16 protein-coding genes are annotated in these 17,861 nt (G+C 37.4%); 7 read left to right on the forward strand and 9 right to left on the reverse strand.

Features of this window, described 5'->3' with window-relative positions; genetic code table 11:
- Positions 1-43 precede the first annotated feature (43 nt).
- Positions 44-658, reverse strand: a complete 615-nt coding sequence (locus tag O3603_RS05335; protein ID WP_155715930.1) for a response regulator transcription factor — start codon at positions 656-658, stop codon at positions 44-46.
- A 76-nt stretch (positions 659-734) separates the two neighbouring features.
- Positions 735-1,691, reverse strand: a complete 957-nt coding sequence (locus tag O3603_RS05340; RefSeq protein ID WP_009434169.1) for a LuxR C-terminal-related transcriptional regulator — start codon at positions 1,689-1,691, stop codon at positions 735-737.
- A 563-nt stretch (positions 1,692-2,254) separates the two neighbouring features.
- On the opposite strand from O3603_RS05340, the gene O3603_RS05345 reads away from it, so the two are divergent.
- The 4 genes from O3603_RS05345 to ccsA all read left to right on the forward strand — a co-directional run bounded on the left by O3603_RS05345 (position 2,255) and on the right by ccsA (position 9,017).
- Positions 2,255-3,559: a hypothetical protein gene (locus O3603_RS05345; protein ID WP_371521314.1), complete on the forward strand. Its 1,305-nt coding sequence runs from the start codon at positions 2,255-2,257 to the stop codon at positions 3,557-3,559.
- A gap of 41 nt (positions 3,560-3,600) precedes the next feature.
- Positions 3,601-4,962 carry an imelysin family protein gene (locus tag O3603_RS05350; protein WP_371521317.1) on the forward strand — a complete coding sequence of 454 codons (1,362 nt, stop codon included), beginning with the start codon at positions 3,601-3,603 and terminating at the stop codon, positions 4,960-4,962.
- Positions 4,963-5,063: 101 nt separating this feature from the next.
- Positions 5,064-6,761 carry a di-heme oxidoredictase family protein gene (locus tag O3603_RS05355; protein ID WP_371521319.1) on the forward strand — a complete coding sequence of 566 codons (1,698 nt, stop codon included), beginning with the start codon at positions 5,064-5,066 and terminating at the stop codon, positions 6,759-6,761.
- 78 nt (positions 6,762-6,839) lie between these two features.
- Positions 6,840-9,017: a cytochrome c biogenesis protein CcsA gene (gene ccsA / locus O3603_RS05360; RefSeq protein ID WP_371521322.1), complete on the forward strand. Its 2,178-nt coding sequence runs from the start codon at positions 6,840-6,842 to the stop codon at positions 9,015-9,017.
- Positions 9,018-9,760: 743 nt separating this feature from the next.
- Here the strand turns inward: ccsA and O3603_RS05365 are convergent.
- Genes O3603_RS05365 through O3603_RS05375 form a run of 3 tightly spaced genes read right to left on the reverse strand, consistent with a single transcriptional unit; the run spans position 9,761 to position 11,611 of the window.
- Positions 9,761-10,327, reverse strand: coding sequence for a UpxY family transcription antiterminator (locus O3603_RS05365; protein ID WP_371521324.1), 567 nt, complete (start codon positions 10,325-10,327; stop codon positions 9,761-9,763).
- 28 nt (positions 10,328-10,355) lie between these two features.
- Complete coding sequence (locus O3603_RS05370) at positions 10,356-10,934, reverse strand: aminodeoxychorismate/anthranilate synthase component II (protein ID WP_371521327.1); 579 nt, start codon at positions 10,932-10,934, stop codon at positions 10,356-10,358.
- Between the two features lie 14 nt (positions 10,935-10,948).
- Positions 10,949-11,611, reverse strand: a complete 663-nt coding sequence (locus O3603_RS05375) for a phosphoribosylanthranilate isomerase (RefSeq protein ID WP_287317479.1) — start codon at positions 11,609-11,611, stop codon at positions 10,949-10,951.
- Positions 11,612-11,790: 179 nt separating this feature from the next.
- On the opposite strand from O3603_RS05375, the gene O3603_RS05380 reads away from it, so the two are divergent.
- Complete coding sequence (locus tag O3603_RS05380; protein ID WP_009434083.1) at positions 11,791-11,919, forward strand: hypothetical protein; 129 nt, start codon at positions 11,791-11,793, stop codon at positions 11,917-11,919.
- A 12-nt stretch (positions 11,920-11,931) separates the two neighbouring features.
- A complete protein-coding gene (gene rpe / locus O3603_RS05385; protein ID WP_273541203.1) occupies positions 11,932-12,588 on the forward strand; it encodes a ribulose-phosphate 3-epimerase in 657 nt (218 codons plus the stop codon).
- A 76-nt stretch (positions 12,589-12,664) separates the two neighbouring features.
- On the opposite strand, the gene O3603_RS05390 is transcribed toward rpe, so the two are convergent.
- Complete coding sequence (locus O3603_RS05390; RefSeq protein ID WP_155715920.1) at positions 12,665-13,261, reverse strand: RNA polymerase sigma factor; 597 nt, start codon at positions 13,259-13,261, stop codon at positions 12,665-12,667.
- Positions 13,262-13,464: 203 nt separating this feature from the next.
- Complete coding sequence (locus tag O3603_RS05395; RefSeq protein ID WP_315088562.1) at positions 13,465-13,947, reverse strand: DUF6359 domain-containing protein; 483 nt, start codon at positions 13,945-13,947, stop codon at positions 13,465-13,467.
- A 357-nt stretch (positions 13,948-14,304) separates the two neighbouring features.
- On the opposite strand from O3603_RS05395, the gene O3603_RS05400 reads away from it, so the two are divergent.
- On the forward strand, positions 14,305-14,886 hold the full coding sequence (locus O3603_RS05400) for a hypothetical protein (protein WP_371521331.1): 582 nt from the start codon (positions 14,305-14,307) through the stop codon (positions 14,884-14,886).
- Positions 14,887-15,138: 252 nt separating this feature from the next.
- Here O3603_RS05400 and O3603_RS05405 read toward each other — a convergent pair whose 3' ends face one another.
- Positions 15,139-16,539 carry a glycoside hydrolase family 57 protein gene (locus O3603_RS05405; protein WP_371521333.1) on the reverse strand — a complete coding sequence of 467 codons (1,401 nt, stop codon included), beginning with the start codon at positions 16,537-16,539 and terminating at the stop codon, positions 15,139-15,141.
- A 46-nt stretch (positions 16,540-16,585) separates the two neighbouring features.
- A complete protein-coding gene (locus O3603_RS05410; protein WP_371521336.1) occupies positions 16,586-17,854 on the reverse strand; it encodes a glycosyltransferase family 4 protein in 1,269 nt (422 codons plus the stop codon).
- Positions 17,855-17,861: the final 7 nt, after the last annotated feature.

The following is a 17,861-nucleotide window of genomic DNA, read 5'->3' on the forward strand; positions in this document are numbered from 1 at the left end:
TTAATAGAAAAGTCTTGTCCAGGAACTATAAGAATTTATCATTCTATATCTTATTAATGTCAATGTAACCATGCATAACAGCATAGATAGTCAGTGCTGACACGCTTTTCACACCTAACTTATCCATAATATTCTTTCGATGTGAAATAACCGTTGTCAAGCTTATGTTAAGTTTCTCGGCAATCTCTTTATTAATCATTCCTTGAACTATCAAAGATAAGACTTCTATCTCACGATTGCTCAATATCTTATTCTTCAACACTTGTGGAAGTTCAGGTAAGTTCTTTCCACCCGAATGTCCATACTGTTCTATCTTTAAAATTGCTTTAACAAGTTCCTCCTCGGGCACATTAATACAGAAACTATGAAAGCCTGATAATTGAGAATTAGGGTTCTTGGTAATTGTTAGTACAATTGTCTTATGTATGCGTTGAGAAAAGAACTGCCTATTTTCTAAGACTATTACTTGTGCTACAAAATAGTGATAGAATGAATCTGGTTGAGCCTCTTCAAACTCTTGGAATGAAGAAAAGGTCTCTACAGACATGATTGGTATCACATTCTGCAATATCTGTTTTAAGCCTAGGACTGCAAGTGTATTAGGGTCTACGATAGCCATCTTTGGGCGACCCATTTTCTTCATTTCTACATTCTCCATACACACTGACCAAGATATAAATTAATTTTAGAAAAGGATAGTAAGAAGAAACATCATATACCCTATCTATAGATAATTATAATTTCACACTACTTATATCCACCAAATTGTTGACAATAGCATAGATAGTCAAACCCGCAGGAGAATGTATCTGTAATTTCCTTGCTATATTCCGACGATGCGTAATGACAGTATTCGTTGATATACAAAGATGGTTGGCAATCTCTTTATTAGTCATTCCTTGAGCAACAGAAACGATAACATCTTTCTCACGATCGCTAAGAACTTCATTCGATTCTGGACTCTGTGTTATCATGTTAGAGATCTTTACACTAACATCATTTTGCTTACTCTTCTGTTCTAATCGTCTAATAACAGGAATAAAGATATCATCCTCAACTAAAGCATGCTGGTCGAGCCATTCCTCACAATTATATATATCATATAATGTGGCAGTGAGACGATTATTATGATGGGAGTCAGAAGGAAGATACTTTATGATAATACTCTTTAACTCACGCAACTTATCATCTGTTTGGCTATGATGTTTAGAGTAGGTTTCTACATCATAAGTATCATTAGTCTCACCTTTCAATAAAGAGTCAACATAAGGGAAAACATTCTTTTCCTCATATTGCATATGATTACGAATAGAATGGGCATACTCGTCATAAAGGCGAAGTATGAGTCGAGCAAGGTTATCATTTTCATCCAAAGCACCCGTCAATTCTCTTCGAATGAAAGGCAATTCGTAGTCAAGATAATAAGTGTGACTCGCTCTGAGATACTGCATAAGAGTGGGTATTGATAACCTATCAAGATCATCAAACCCTTTATAACCATTAATAGTATAATTCACAACTGACAAGAACGTATATGTATCAACATTCTGGTCATTACAAACTTCTCTTACCGTTTTATCTCCAAAGCCTAAGCTAATGCCAAAACAACCTAAACTCTGTAATAGACTATAGTTGTCTTTGATAAGGTTGATCATCTTATCATCAGGCTCATACATCTTTTGATTCTTCATCTTGTCTTTCCGTAATGATATCGTATGCAAAATAACAAAAAAAAGTTCAATAACACAATAGGAATCATCAAGTATTTAACCTAATATCCTAATTTATTAGTATAAAAAGCAGAAACAACCTTCCCTAACACATGACTTGTATAGCTCAAAACGTACAACAAAGTACAAACATTTAGCGAAGTAATCTAATACTATATCTAGTTAAAAGACAACATAATACATTGGATCTCATGAAGAAAAGCCTTACAATAAACAAATACAACAAAATCATGAAATATTAAAGGTACTCTTTTACGTTAGAAAAGAGTACCTTCTAAAGGCAAAAAGAGCATCTCTTTGCCCTAAAAAGAGCATATATACGAAAGAATAACAATATTATCAATCCCAAAGTTTAAAATGGAACAAATACAACAATACCTATTAATTGTGACTCAACAAATGAGTTTTTCGGTCTAAAGTAATACTAAAATAGATAAAAATTCAATAGATATAGGTATTGCCTTATTCAATAAAAGAAAGTAACTTTGCAAACGAAATAATAATAAATAATAGACAAGAACTCTATGAATAATTTTACATTCGGGATTATCTTTGGAGCACTCCTAGCAGGAACGACTACTGCACAAGCACAAGTAAACGCTGCTGACTCTGTAATGAATCATGTCAAAGGAAACAAATTAAGTCTTGGTGGTTATGGTGAGGCTGCTTACTCACGCAACTTCTATAGCGATAATGGTAATCGTTATACAACACCTAGTCTCTATAAGAAAGACCCAAGTCATGGTCGATTTGATATTCCTCATGCAGTTATCTACCTTGGTTACGACTTCGGTAAAGGCTGGTCAATGGGTAGTGAAATAGAGTTTGAACATGGTGGTTCTGGTTCTGCTATTGAATATGAAGCAGATGAAGCTATTGAGTTTGAGCACGAAACAGAGAAAGGTGGAGAAGTAGAGCTGGAACAGTTCTGGTTACAAAAATCATTCGGAAAAGCTTTCAATATCCGTGCTGGTCATATCGTTGTGCCATTCGGCTTAGTGAATGCTCATCATGAGCCATTAAACTTCTTCACTGTTTATCGTCCAGAAGGAGAAAACACAATTCTTCCAAGCACATGGCATCAAACCGGTATATCTTTCTGGGGACGTAAGGGTGACTTTAGTTATGTAGCACAAATGATTGCAGGATTGGATGCCTATCACTTTAGTCGTGCTAACTGGATACAGAAAGGTACGTCAAGTCCTTTCGAGTTTGAGGTCGCAAATAAATATGGTTTCCTTGCACGTGTAGACAACTACACTATCCCTGGTCTTCGCATTGGTATCAGCGCATACGCTGGACAGGCGATGCACAACAACGTACCACACGATAGCGAGAAGGGTGCAAAGAAGAAGATTAAGGGTAACGTCTATCTTGGTAGCTTAGACTTCACCTATAATAAATACAACTGGATTGCAAGAGGTAACATCGATTATGGTTACGTTAGCAATGCAAAAGAGATTACACAGCTTTCATACCCTAATGTACAATATGTTAAGCCTTATGAGTCAGGGAATGGTAAATACTTCGGAAGTCATGCAATGGCAATGATGTTTGAGGTAGGTTATGATATCTTCTCTCAGATTCACAAGATGCGTGCCGACAATCAGAAGCTTTATGTCTTCGGTCACATTGAACATTATGATTCTTATATTCACGCTACAACAAAGCAGTGGACTAACAGAACTATCCTTGCAACAGGTATCAACTACTATCCTATCCCACAGATAGCTATCAAGGCAGAGTACAACTATCGTAATCTTAAGAAAGGATACAACGATGAACCTTCTATAAATATAGGTATTGCATACGAGGGCTTCTTCCTATAAGAGAAAACACTATTATAAATTATCATTAAATAAAGATTGTAATGAAAAAAGTAACAAAACTCGCAATGTTCCTTCTTGCAGGAACATTAGCTACAGGCTTCGTATCATGTAGTAGTGATGATGATGAGCCTATTAACACAACAATTCTCACACCTGAACAGCAATCTGCTTTAAGCCAGGCTGCAAGCGAAAGTAGAGCAAACGCTAATAAAACAGAGATGGGCAAGGTTGTTGCCAACTACATTAATGAAGTTGTTAAACCTACATATTTAGACTTGGCAGAGAAGTCTGATATCCTTTATAAGGCTTGCCAGAATCTTTATCAGAAGCGTAAAGCAGGTACTTTGACTCAGAGTGATATTGATGCAGCTTGTGAGGCTTTCAAAGGAGCACGTAGAGATTGGGAGCAGAGTGAGTCATTCCTTTATGGCGCAGCTTCTGACAATGAAATCGACCCACATATCGACTCATGGCCACTCGACCATGATCAGTTGACAAGAGCATTGAATGATGCTTCCGTTATTGCTGGTATCAATGGTGAGAACCCAACCAAGTATGTTTATGACAACAATGGTAACTTCGACTCTGTGTTAGGTTTCCACGGATTGGAGTTCGTTCTCTTCCGTAATGGTAAGAATCGTACAGTAGCAGACTTCAATGCTGAGAAAGAGACAGAACAAGGTCTTACAAGTGTAAGTACTGTAAACGAAGCAGCCTTTGCAGCAGCTGTCGCAGGTGACCTCCGTAACATGACTTACCTTTTGGAATATGGTTGGTTAGGTACAAGTATCCCAACATCACACTTGAATCAGCTTGCAAATGCAATGTGGGTAGTTAATGGAACACGTCACAAAGGACTTTCTCCAAAGTTTATTCCATACCGTGATTACTCACAGTTCGCCACAAAGGAGAATGGTATGTTTGCTTCATGGCATGAGACATTGAACAATATATTCATTGGCGGATGCTCTGGCATCTGCGAAGAAGTTGCTTCACAAAAACTTGGTCAGGCTTATCGTAAGGCTACAGGTACTGGTACGGCAGACGATGCAGCTAACTACATCGAGTCACCATACAGTAAGCGTTCATTCCAAGACTACCAAGATAACATCTATTCTATCAAGAATTCACTCTATGGCGTACGTGGTACAGAGACAATCTCTACCCCAGCCAAGTACTCTATCATGAACTTCTTGAAGAATAACAACTATCCTAATTATAATGAATTGAACACTGCTCTTAACGAGGCAATTGCAGCCTTGGAGACAGCTAAGAAGAGCGGTATTGCATTCATTGACCAACCAGGTAATCCACAGGTTAAGACTTGCATTGATAAGGTTGATGCCTTGAACGAAGCACTTAATGCAGCTGGTACATGGATTAATCAGCAGACTGACAAGTAAATCAGTACTTGTATATCTGAAAATCAAAGATAATTAAAAACGTAGCTTTGTCCTCTTTAGGCAAGGCTACGTTTCAAACGTAAATTTAACTATAAAACATTATGAGACACAACAGCTATAGCAAATTCTTACTTGCTGGAGCGCTATTATGTGCATTTGCTGCTTGTTCTGACGACAATGTTTCGCCAGAAAAGCCACAGCAACCATCAGAACCTGAGACAAAGTACATTGGTCAGGCAGTAGGTAATTTCTCTGCAGACGAATGGTACCCAGGTGGCAAACTTGGTACAACTGAGAACACCGCAGCAGGTGGTTATGAGGACAACACACCAGCTATCGACGAACAAGGGCTAACAGATCTCTTCAACCAAGGAGATATGATGGCAAGTGCTAAGTACACCCTCAGCACCGAGCCATACAAAGGTTGGGGCCCTGTTGCATCCCGTCGTTCATGCGAGTATTGCCATTCTGGAGGTTATGCTCACGGTCATAGCCGCAATGACATGGAGCCAGTAAAGGGCAACGGTTACATTGTTTCTGTTTATACACCTGATGCTCCAGGCAGCAACAATGGTACTCCTATCAATCAGCTCACAACATTCACAATGTTGCAAGCCGTTGAGCCATTCTTGCCTCCTGTTGATCCGAAGCAAATACACATCACATGGCATGACGTAACATCTATGCCAAGTGGTTTGCCAATGCAGTTCCCTGATGGTGAGAAATATAATCTTCGTTATCCATCAGTATCTATTCCACAGTCAGCATTCAACACAGACCCAGTACCAAGCAACTATGAGGTACGCTTGATAGCATCTTGTAACTTCCAAGGACTTGGTTTGATTGATGCTATCTCTAATGAAGACCTAGAGAAACAATACAAGGCAGAAGGAAAGTACGTAGAGTTGAACCCAGAGTTCTTCGATAATACAACAAAGCAGTTGAAGCCTGAGGCATGGGCAGAAGATGCTTTTGGTAATAAGTTTGTAAAGCGTTTCAACTACGACTTACTCGATGGTTGTCTTGAGAACGACGTTGCTCTTTGGGACGAGTTGAATGTTCTTCGTTCAGATATCAAGCACATCTGTTCTACAGAACCATGGGCAAAGGCAATGTCAGAGAACGAAAACGTAATTAGTTACATCCAACAGCATGGTAGTGATCCAAACTCTTACGTACATCCATACTACAACGATGGAACTCGTGAAGGTATCAAGAAGGCTGTTCGTTATTTGCTTTCACCAAGCGACAACGTAAACCTCTACAACAATCCTTACTTCAACTTCAAGCCAGAGGTGAGCGATGATGCCTATCACGCATTCATGGTATGGCATAGAGGTATCGCTGTTCCACGTGCAAGAAACTTGAACGACAAGGACGTACAGCGTGGTAAGGAACTCTTCACAGGAGAGTTAGGATGTGCACACTGCCACAAGGCATCTTGGACAACAGGTGCTGATAACCACGGTTCTTCAGTAATCCTTGGCAACAAGCAGTTGCCTAAGTATGCTAATCAGAAGATTTATCCATACTCTGATTTCATACAGCACAAGCTCGATATGAAGAACGACATCCACGGATCATGGTGCCGCACTACTCCACTGTGGGGCAGAGGTCTTTCACTAATAAACTCTGGTGTAGAAGACCGTCTACATGATGCTCGTGCTCGCAATGAGATTGAAGCAATCATGTGGCACGCTTATAGCAAGAACAGTCAGGCTTATAAGGCAGCTGTCAAGTTCTACAACTTGCCAAAGAAAGATAGAGACGCTGTAGTTAAGTTCATACGTTCTATCTAATGAATAGCAATTAACCAAACATTAATAAGAAGAAGATGGGATTCGCAAAAGAATTCCGTCTTCTTTTATCTTACAATAATGCGAACAAAAAGATTACTTGAGATTGTGTATATTCTCATTGTTGCCATAATGGCGATAGGAACAGTTATAGGGAAATACACAAGTCTTGATTATGTTTCAGATAATATCTTCGGTTCTTGGTGGTTCATCCTATTATGGGCAATAGGTACAGCTACAGGAATCATTTATTTTATTAAGCGGAAAGTCCGCCGCCCTATCATCGTCTTATTACATTTGTCATTCGTCATCATTCTCCTTGGTGCTTTACTCACTCATCTAACAGCACACAAAGGAATGATACATCTAAGACAAGGGAAGCCCGTAAGTACATATATAACAAAAGATGGTAATAAGGCACAATTACCATTCTCGGTTGTTCTAAATAGATTCAATATTACCTATCACGCAGGCAATATGGCTGCAATGGATTATGCTTCTGTGATTACTATAATAGAAGGTGAAAGGAAAGAGGAGTTTCAAGTATCTATGAATAAGATATATTCAGGCTATGGCACACGTCTTTATCAAAGTAGTTTCGATGAAGATATGAAAGGCTCATACTTATCCGTCAATTCTGATCCATATGGAATCCCCGTAACATATATAGGTTATGCCCTACTCTTCCTTGGACTCATTGCCATGCTTATCGAACCCAAAGGGAACTTCCGTCGCTTACTTCGTAGTAATAGTGGTAAAGCCATTGCGTTACTCTTACTACTCCTAGCAGGAACATCACCTATCAGTGCACAACCATCATTAACACGTGAGACTGCAGATGAGTTCGGAAAGGTTCTTATTGTTTATAATGGTCGTATCTGTCCTATGCAAACCTACGCTATTGACTTCACAAAGAAACTATATGGTAAAAAGAATTACAAGGACTTCACTCCCTGCCAAGTACTAACTGGCTTCATGTTCTGGGGTAAGGAATGGATGAAAGAACCTATCTTCAAGATAAAAGGAAGTGAGCTACGTAATAAATTAGGGCTCAATGAGTATATATCCCCTATGAGTCTTTTCGGACAACAAGGATATATCCTCGGTCCATATCTTGAAGATGCACAGAGTCAACCTAACGATGCTGTCGCTAAACAGATTCTTGACACTGATGACAAGATGATGTTATTAATGGATCTTATGCAAGGCAAAACGCTCAAGATATTCCCTTATACATCAAACAAAGGAAATATTGACTGGTTTGCACCTACCGATCGTATGCCCAAAGCTATGCCTAAGGCACAACAGCAATACATTCATACGATTCTCTCCTTAGCAAGACAATTAGCCAACCAAGGAAACACTGGAATGCTGAACGAACTTGCTCTAAAGTTGCAGAAATATCAACAAGTTTATGGTGGTAATACGATCCCTACACCAACAGAAATAAAAGCAGAGAATATCTATAATGCTTGCTCGTTCGCAACGATTCTCTTCATCGCCAATCTGACGTTAGGACTTTTATCCATCTTATTCTTAAACAAAAAGAAGAGATACAGAATTTTCACCTGTCTCATGGGCTTATCATGGCTTGTCCTCACATTTACATTAGCTTTAAGATGGATTATCAACGGGACGATTCCTATTGCAAATGGCTATGAAACAATGCTTTTACTCTCATGGCTCATTATGATTGTATCAATCCTTACAACCCATAAGATGCAACTAATGACCACTTTCGGACTACTCATGAGTGGATTCATGCTACTCGTAAGTCATCTTGGTGAGATGGATCCGAGCATCACGCCACGTATGCCCGTACTAAATAGTCCGTTGCTGAGCATACATGTCGGTATTATCATGATATCTTATGCCCTATTTTCTTTGACATTCATCAGTGCTATTGCCTATTTCTTTACAAAAAAAAGTAAAAAAGCAAGTATCATTCAGATTAATAAGCAACTGACAACGCTCTCACAAATATTCCTCTATCCTGCTATAACCACCCTTGGATTAGGAATATTCATAGGTGCAATTTGGGCAAATATCAGTTGGGGTACTTATTGGGGATGGGACCCGAAAGAGACATGGGCACTCATAACATTCATGATTTATGCTATTCCATTGCATAAAGCAAGTTTACAATCATTAAGAAGTGAGAAGAAATATCACATCTTTATGTTTATTGCATTCTTAAGTATCCTAATGACTTATTTCGGTGTCAATTACATTCTTGGTGGTATGCACTCTTACGCTTAGAAAAAGCATAGTAGCATCAAGTGCTTTCGTTCTACCTTACAGACTTTCAGTGAGTAAGTTCTGAGACGATTCCATAAGATAAACAAAGAAAAGTTCGCAAACAAAATCGAAATTGTTTGCGGACTTTTTTCATATTGTCTGTAAACAATTCTCCGTATTTCATAGCTCTATTATCATCCTTCTAATGATTGAATTTCTTATTACAGCTTAGCAAATATCCGCCACATCGCTAGGTTCATTTTTCATGCTAATAGATGTACCATGAATGGTAACAGAAATCGTCCCGCTTAATTCTGGAGAGGAGCTTAGCGAAATCCTATCTTCATCACAAAAATATATTACATTTAATTTTATTATTCTAGTGTATTCTAGAAAAAGATTTATCAATCAAACACGTAAAATAGGACTTAAAAATAAAAAGTAATTACATTTTAAGAGATTTCCCAGTACTTTTCACCCGAAAAATAAGGACTTTTCATAAAAAACGATACTACCTTTTGATGAAAACGATAGTACTTTTTGACGGAAACGATAGTACTTTTTAATCAAAACGATAGCACATTTCAGTAAAATAGATAGTATTTTCTTCTCAAAACAATCAAACTTTTTGTAACTCTATGACTATCAGATTATTACAAATAGTAGGAAGAATTATCTCAAAAATCGTGTATTTCAGACGGAAATATAAGTTGCTTTCGAATAACGAAATTATAGGTATCAAAAATAACAATATTACTTTACATTTATTTCTCCATAGGAACACAACACCATCGGGAAATCTTTAACATTACACCGATACCAGGAATCTCCTTTAATAAATAATACTTTTTGTTAGAACGAACCAATCGTCCTGTCATTCCTTTCATGGGTCCGAACTTGACCAATACCTCATCACCAGCTTTTAGATGTGCCTCGTCTGAAGAAACGAACTTTCGCATTGTCACTTCAGGATTACACATAAGACGAAATTCATACATCTGGTTGTGCGGAATAAGGCAATATTCCTGAGAACTGATTGATTTGCGCAGAACACTTATCTTATAGTTCATCTCGCTAACAATATGGCGAAACTGCTTTTCATCAATGGACTGTTTCACAAAAACAAGATTACGAACGACAGGACGTAATACTTTACGTGGCTTGCCATCACGCCCTTCTATCGTAATATATTGCTCGGGAATGAAACATTCTAAGCCTTTTTCCTCAAAATAGGTTCTTACTTCTTGCTGACGAATGGTAAAGAGTTTTACTGCATACCATGATAATCCGTCGTCAATAATTGTATCTATATATTTAGTTGTCTCTACCATCGATGATTATAGATGTAATAAATATTGTTCAAAGAACTAACCAGTTGTGAAGAATCCTATTGCCTTGTGGCGTTAAAACACTTTCAGGATGGAATTGAATGCCATATAAATTATAGTCACGATGCCTCAATGCCATGATAATCCCATCAGACGTTTCAGCTATTATCTCTAAACAATCGGGAAAATCATCCTTTGAAACCGCCCAACTGTGATAACGCCCTACGATGATTGGACGCTTTAATCCTGCAAATAAAGGGGAGTTGATGGGCTGAATTATCTCTGCGGAAACTCCGTGAAATACGTCTGAAAGGTTCTCCAGCTTAGCCCCGAAGCTCTCCGCAATAGCTTGATGTCCCAAACAAACACCTAAGATTGGTTTGTGACCAGCATAATGACGAATGACATTCATTAATTGACCCGCTTGAGAAGGTAGCCCTGGTCCAGGACTAAGTATTATCTTGTCGAAGCATTCTAACTCATTAAGTTGGAAGTCATCATTATGAAAAATGGTTACTTCTCCCCCAACTTCTTTGATAAGATGCGCTAGATTATAGGTGAATGAATCATAGTTATCAATGATAACACACTTCATTTTCATAAGTTTCATTTATGCGTCCCCGTTTATCTTCGCACGCCTTCTAAGAAAGTCTTAAGCAGAGTAATATCTTTCATGGCTGGTTCTTTCTCAAACTTCTGATCAATGTTAATGCCATAGAACTGAGGATGAGAAAAATCGTTAATGCTTGATAGATCCTCTATGCCAATATTTCCTGACAACAGAAAAGGAATATTCCCATCGTATTCATTTAAAATTGTCCAATCCTTAGAACAATCTTCCGAAGTTTGCATATCAAATAGGAAATAATCTGCACTATTTACATACGGCTTATACTGGTTAATATCCTCACGAGTCCTAACCGAAATAGTCTTCATAATCTTTATTCCAGCATGAATGTCGGGATCAATCGTGCGACGAAGATTATCTAACATGACAGGACTTTCCTCGCCATCAAGCTGAACGATATCAAGATTAAAATTATAGACACACGTAACTATGTTCTGTGGCATATCATCTTTAAAAATACCACATAACTTCGGGCGATTACTTTCAGATGTATCCACCTTTAACGAACCATAATCTGGGATAATACCAGCGCGCGAGGAGATTTGACTGACATAACGTTTATCTGATGGGCAGAAGTTTAATCCTAACCACTCAATACCTAATTGCGATACATCATGTATATTCACGGCATCACGCATGCCACATATCTTTACTATCATAGTTATATTTTTTGTGCTACAAAGATAATCAAAAAAAAGATTGTACCCGTAGTATCGCTATAAAAACATTGCGAATGTGGGAGATAAAAGGAAATAATGTTTCTATCAGATATAATAATCTTTAGACAAGCACGTTTAAAAAACAAAGAACTCTCTAATTAATAGCATAATTTAAGCCTATGGTGAATATTTTTACTCCTGAGGAATTAAAGCCTTCTGAGAAGACTTTAGCTCTTATCCGACAGATAGCTTACACCTATCGTACATTTAAAATGAATGGGAAAATACAGTCTTATTGCTTGAATTAAGAATAAAAAAGTATGGAAACAATAGTATCTCCTTCCCTTCTCTCTGCTGATTTTTTGCATTTAGACAAAGAGATTGAAATGATTAATGAGAGCGATGCCGATTGGCTTCACATGGATGTTATGGATGGTGTATTCGTTCCTAACATTTCCTTTGGATTTCCCATCTTGGAAGCAGTGGGTAAGGCTTGTAAGAAACCTATGGATGTACACTTTATGATAGTTCATCCTGAGAATTACATCCAGCAAACTGCAGCGACAGGAGCTGCAATTATGAACGTACAATATGAGGCTTGTGTGCACCTTCACCGAACAATACAAGCAATTCATAGTGCAGGAATGAAAGCGGGAGTAACACTTAACCCATCTACTCCCGTGAATGTGCTTGAAGATATTATTTGTGATGTGGATATTGTACAACTCATGAGCGTTAATCCTGGCTTCGGTGGTCAGAAGTTTATAGAACATACGATTAAAAAGGTTCAACGACTTCGCCAAATGATCGATAACGAAAATAGCAAAGCTCTCATTGAAGTTGATGGCGGTGTACAACAAGAAACAGCACCGCGCCTTGTAAAAGCTGGAGTTGATATCCTCGTTAGCGGTAGTTATGTCTTCAAAGCGGCTGATCCGAAAGCCACAATCCATTCGTTGAAGACTTTGAAACGATAAAATGAAAAGGTGTTGAATATTAGAAGTATATAAAGGTTATGGTTACATAACGTCTAATATTCAACACCTTCTTATATTAAGCAAACTGTAAATTTAGATTATATTCACGCACCATCCTTCTCAGATTAAGGATTGCATAACGCATACGTCCAAGACTTGTATTAATGCTCACACCAGTTGTCTCGGCAATCTCCTTAAATGACATCTCCTGATAAAAACGCATGTATACAACTTCTCGTTGTGGTGCAGGCAATAAGTTCATTAAACGCTTAACTTCTGAAAGAGTTTGGGTATTAATAAACTGACATTCAATATCCCCTATGGTAGTTTCACTGCCAGCTATGTTAGAAAGATTATTTTCTTTTGGCGCATCAACAATCTTGTCTGCACGCTGAGCACGATACCAATCCATTATCACATTGTGAGCAATACGCATAATCCAAGCATAGAACTTTCCCGTTGGAGAGTACTTACCTTGTTGTAGTCTAGTTATAACCTTCACAAATGTTTCCTGAAATAAATCATTAGCAGCATCTTGGTCATGCACTACAAAAAGAATATATGAGAATAGTTTTGATTGATTACGTAAAAGCAATAAATCAAAAGCCTCATTACTTCCATTAATATATGACAATGCCAACTGCTCGTCGGTCATATCACTTAGATTCTTCATTTATATGTTTATTGTTTTATGAAGTATAATTGTTCCGATAGGCTTTTATTGCTTTATCTTAATTTAAAAATAATCATTCTGTACTCACTGAAAAAACTTAGGCAGATAAAGGTAAAATCATTCTCTTTCATCTTACCCATTACAGTTAAAGTTTTGCAAATATAGCAACTTTTATCCTTTACAGCAAACTTTTCATACAAAAATCATTCATCTAGCCATTGTCCGCCCACAACATTCTTCTTCATTCCTGGTACACCAAGATACTTTTGCTTTGTACCATAGAACGCAACACTACGCCCATAATTATCAGGCGTTGCAGCTAAACCAAACTCAGCCTTCATTGCTTTTGTCCTTAACTGAATAGCAATAACTCTCTCTGGAGTACAATCTCCTAAACTATCTGCTAATAAAATTGCATTATCATAGGTGAATGGATCCATCCATTCTGCATATTTAATACTCTTACTACAAGCTCCTACAATAATTCCCTTCACCCAAACATACCTATCGCCTAATTCCGTATTACGAAATTCTTCGACGCTATAAACTTTCTGTTCTGAAGAAGGATCGTCATCCTCCTCTTCATATCTAGGTAAAGTCTCACTATCATCTGCAGGACTTGTTTTCTGACATCCAAAGCAAATAACACAAACTAAAAATAGTATTATCAATCTATTCATTTTCATAGAATCAAGTTTATATTAACTCCACAAAGATATGAAAAGATTCAGATAATGTCAAGGGAATCAATAAAAAAGAGGTTGGTGCAGGAAGCTACCAACCTCGAACTAGATTTAGCAAAACATCTAAATCTGTGAAAAACACGCTACAAATATAGCGTATATAAAGGAATAAAACAAATTTTATTGATATAAAAAGGAGAATTTAACATTAAAAGCGCACACATGAAGAAAACGAGGAAAGAAATATCGTTATTTATCAATTCAAGTTCAAATTATAATAAGAAACTTAATTGCAAATATCATATCAAATACCTAAATTTGCATTGTTATTTATTCTTTTAATCATTAAACAATTTTATTATGAACAAAACTTTACGCTTAATTCTCACTATTGCTTTCACGGCAATCAGTTCTTTTTCATTTGCACAGAAGAAAGTTGTTATCAGTTCTGAGGAACTACAAGGTCCGAAAGCTGGCAAAGACATCAGTATTAATAAAGATGGAATAACTATAACGATGTCAAACGGAGCAATGAATAACAAGTTTTCATATCGCCTCTATCAGAAAGCTACAATGACTATCACATCTGCCAATTATAATATGACAAATATCATCATCGAATGTGATACACACGAAAGTGGGGGAAAAAGATTTCTTGCCGATGGGTTTGCTGATAATATGGAAGGAGTCACTATTTCTAGTGATAAAGTTATAGTTACATGGATTGGTGATGCAAAAACAACTTCTTTCACTGCAGCAAAGAAACAAGTACGCATTAAAAAGTTCACCATAACTTTAAAGGATACACCTAATGATATCACAGGAATAAATGTAGAGTCTAATAATAACGCACAACCAATGTATAACCTTTCAGGGCAGCGTGTAGACAAAAACTACAAAGGAGTTGTTATTCAGAATGGTAAAAAATTTATCAACAAATAAGACTGTCTATACATAAAGTTCTAACAAATTAAATTTCAGAAGAGCCTTTTCTCCAACGAAGAAAAGGCTCTTCTCATGTAAAGCAAGGTACTATGTCACATCAAAGAGAGCCTTCTTTCAATATTTAATAAACAGCTTAATCGAAATTAATAGGTATTAATGTAAAAAATGATAGGTACAGATGAATCTTTCCGTACCTATCATTTATTTTAGTAAACCATTATAACTTATAACGGATAAGTAATATTTTACTTACTTTGTTGCAGTTTTTGCTTTCTTTGAAGTGGCCTTCTTTGTCGATGTCTTTTTGGTAGAAGTCTTCTTAGTAAGCTCTGCTCTCAACTCTTCTTCCTGTATCTCTAACTTTTGAACCTTAGACTGAAGATGAGAGATCTCCTTTGTTTTAATATCAATCTCTTCACCTTGATTACGGATAGTTGTAAGTAAGCCATTCAACTCTTCATTATCAATTTCTGCAGGATAGAGGCTATTGACACGACTAATGAAATCACCAAGAATGTTCATATAATTGGTAAAGGCATCAAAAGGACTCGCATATATCCCTCGATCCATTCCAACACGTGAAGGCTTGGTTGACATGAATCGGAAGTTATCACTAGCTTGCAAATAATCCCAATCTTGATTTATCTTAGGGTCATTGGCAATACGGACACGATCAGCAATACCATAAAGTTTATTGAAGGCTTCACGTTGCATTGCGTTTCCTAACCATGTACTAACATCACGTTCTTCATCCATCCAACTTAACGTATCTGGTACAGAGAGACTATCAACACTCTTCAACTTCATACAAATCTCCGTTGGAGTTGAGAATGTTATGCCACGCTGTTTAGCACACGCAGGCAATGCCTTGAGGAATTCTAAGATATTACTTGATAATGGCTGTTCTATACCCAAAGCCGAGAGATTCATAAAGATACCTATTACCTGTTCTTCGTTGGGTAGCGCCGCGATCTCATCCATATAAGTATCAGCAAACAAAGGATAGCCTTCCCAGTCAGAATTATTAAAGCGAAGAGAGATATCATCACTCAATTTGACATCACGCAATAGTAGTTTTAGATTAGGATCTAATGCACAATTATATACATAATGTGGACTCTTCCAGCCTAAAACATGTTTTGCTCCTTCAGTCAACATCGCCTTAAAACCCATTTGCGAAGCAAGTAAACCAATTTCGTCACTATAGATAAGCGAAGAGTTACGAAGAACCTTTGGTGTTTGACCAAAGTATTCCTTTATCTTATGTGCTTGACGCTTTACTTCAGACTTAAAACTTTCCTCATTAGCCAATGAGGCAAGACCATGCGAATAAGGTTCTGCCAAGAACTCTACACAACCAGTATTATTTAATTCTTGCAATTTCTCAAGAACTTGTGGGGCGTGCATTTCAAGTTCCTCTATTCCTACTCCTGATAATGAGAAAGCCACCTTGAAAGCTTTTCCATGTTCATGAACCATTTGTAACATAGCCTCCAATGCTGGCATATAACTCTTCTCAGCTATATCTGTTATCGAACGTTCATTCTCAAAGCTATCATAATAATAATGGTCAGTCCCAATATCAAAAAAACGATAACGCTTTAAGTGAATAACCTGATGTATCTCGAAATATAAACAAATTGTCTTCATTGCTAATTATTTTGGTTTTTAAAGATTATGGTTTTTTATTTTGCTTTTATTGCCAACCTAATGTGCGGAGATAGAGTTCACGAATCCATGCACCAACTTTCTCCCACGTAATCTGATCGACTTCTCTCTTCCCTTCTACAGATAAGTAATCAAAGAGACTCTCATTATGACAAATAGAATAGATGGCATCGGCCATTGCATTAATATCCCAATAATCAACCTTTATACAATTATCGAGAATCTCAGCACATCCACTTTGTTTTGATATAATCGTTGGTGTTCCGCACTGCATAGCCTCTAAAGGAGAAATTCCGAAAGGTTCGCTGACTGATGGCATAACATAAACATCTGAGGCTTTTAAGCACTCATAGACTTGTTTACCACGCATAAAACCAGGGAAATGGAATCTATCAGCAATCCCACGTTCTGCCACTAAAGTTATCATTTGCTCCATCATATCCCCCGAGCCTGCCATACAGAAACGGACATTACGCGTACGATGGAGAACCATATTAGCAGCCTCAACAAAGTATTCTGGTCCTTTCTGCATCGTTATTCGACCGAGGAAAGTAACAACCTTCTCTTTACCTTTATGGTCAGGGCGTAGTATATCAGCAATCTCTTTATCTAATGGATAAACAGCATTGTGTACTGTAAATACCTTTCGGGGATCTTGATGATACTGATGTATAACTGTCTGTCGTGTCAATTCTGATACACACATGATACAATCCGCATTATCCATACCATCTTTTTCTATACCATACACGATAGGATTTACTTTACCACGCGAACGGTCGAAATCAGTTGCATGTACATGAATACACAAGGGCTTACCACTAACACGTTTCGCATGTATACCAGCAGGATAAGTCAGCCAATCGTGTGCATGAATAATATCGAAATCGTATGTACGTGCAACAACACCTGCTATAATCGAATAATTATTAATCTCCTCATGCAAATTTGAAGGATAACCACCAGCAAAGTCCATTGCACCAAGCTCGTTTACATGCATATAATTGAAGTCGGCATAGATATGCTCACGTAACTTGAAATAAAGTTCTGGAGTCATGACATTGCCTAATCTATTCTTCACATAATCATAACTGAGCTCACGATAAGCAATAGGAACACGATTCATTGCTACAATTTCAGCATAGTTATGGTCTTCATCACCGAAAGGATGAGGCAAACAAAGAATTGTCTCAATATCACCTTGCGCATGGAGTCCCTCAGAAATACCAAAATTAGCAGTTGCAAGACCGCCATATACATGAGGAGGATACTCCCATCCAAACATTAAAACTTTCATACTTGTT

Origin of the sequence: Prevotella sp. 20925_1_30, from assembly GCF_041433025.1 — a bacterium.
GTDB lineage: Bacteria > Bacteroidota > Bacteroidia > Bacteroidales > Bacteroidaceae > Prevotella > Prevotella vespertina.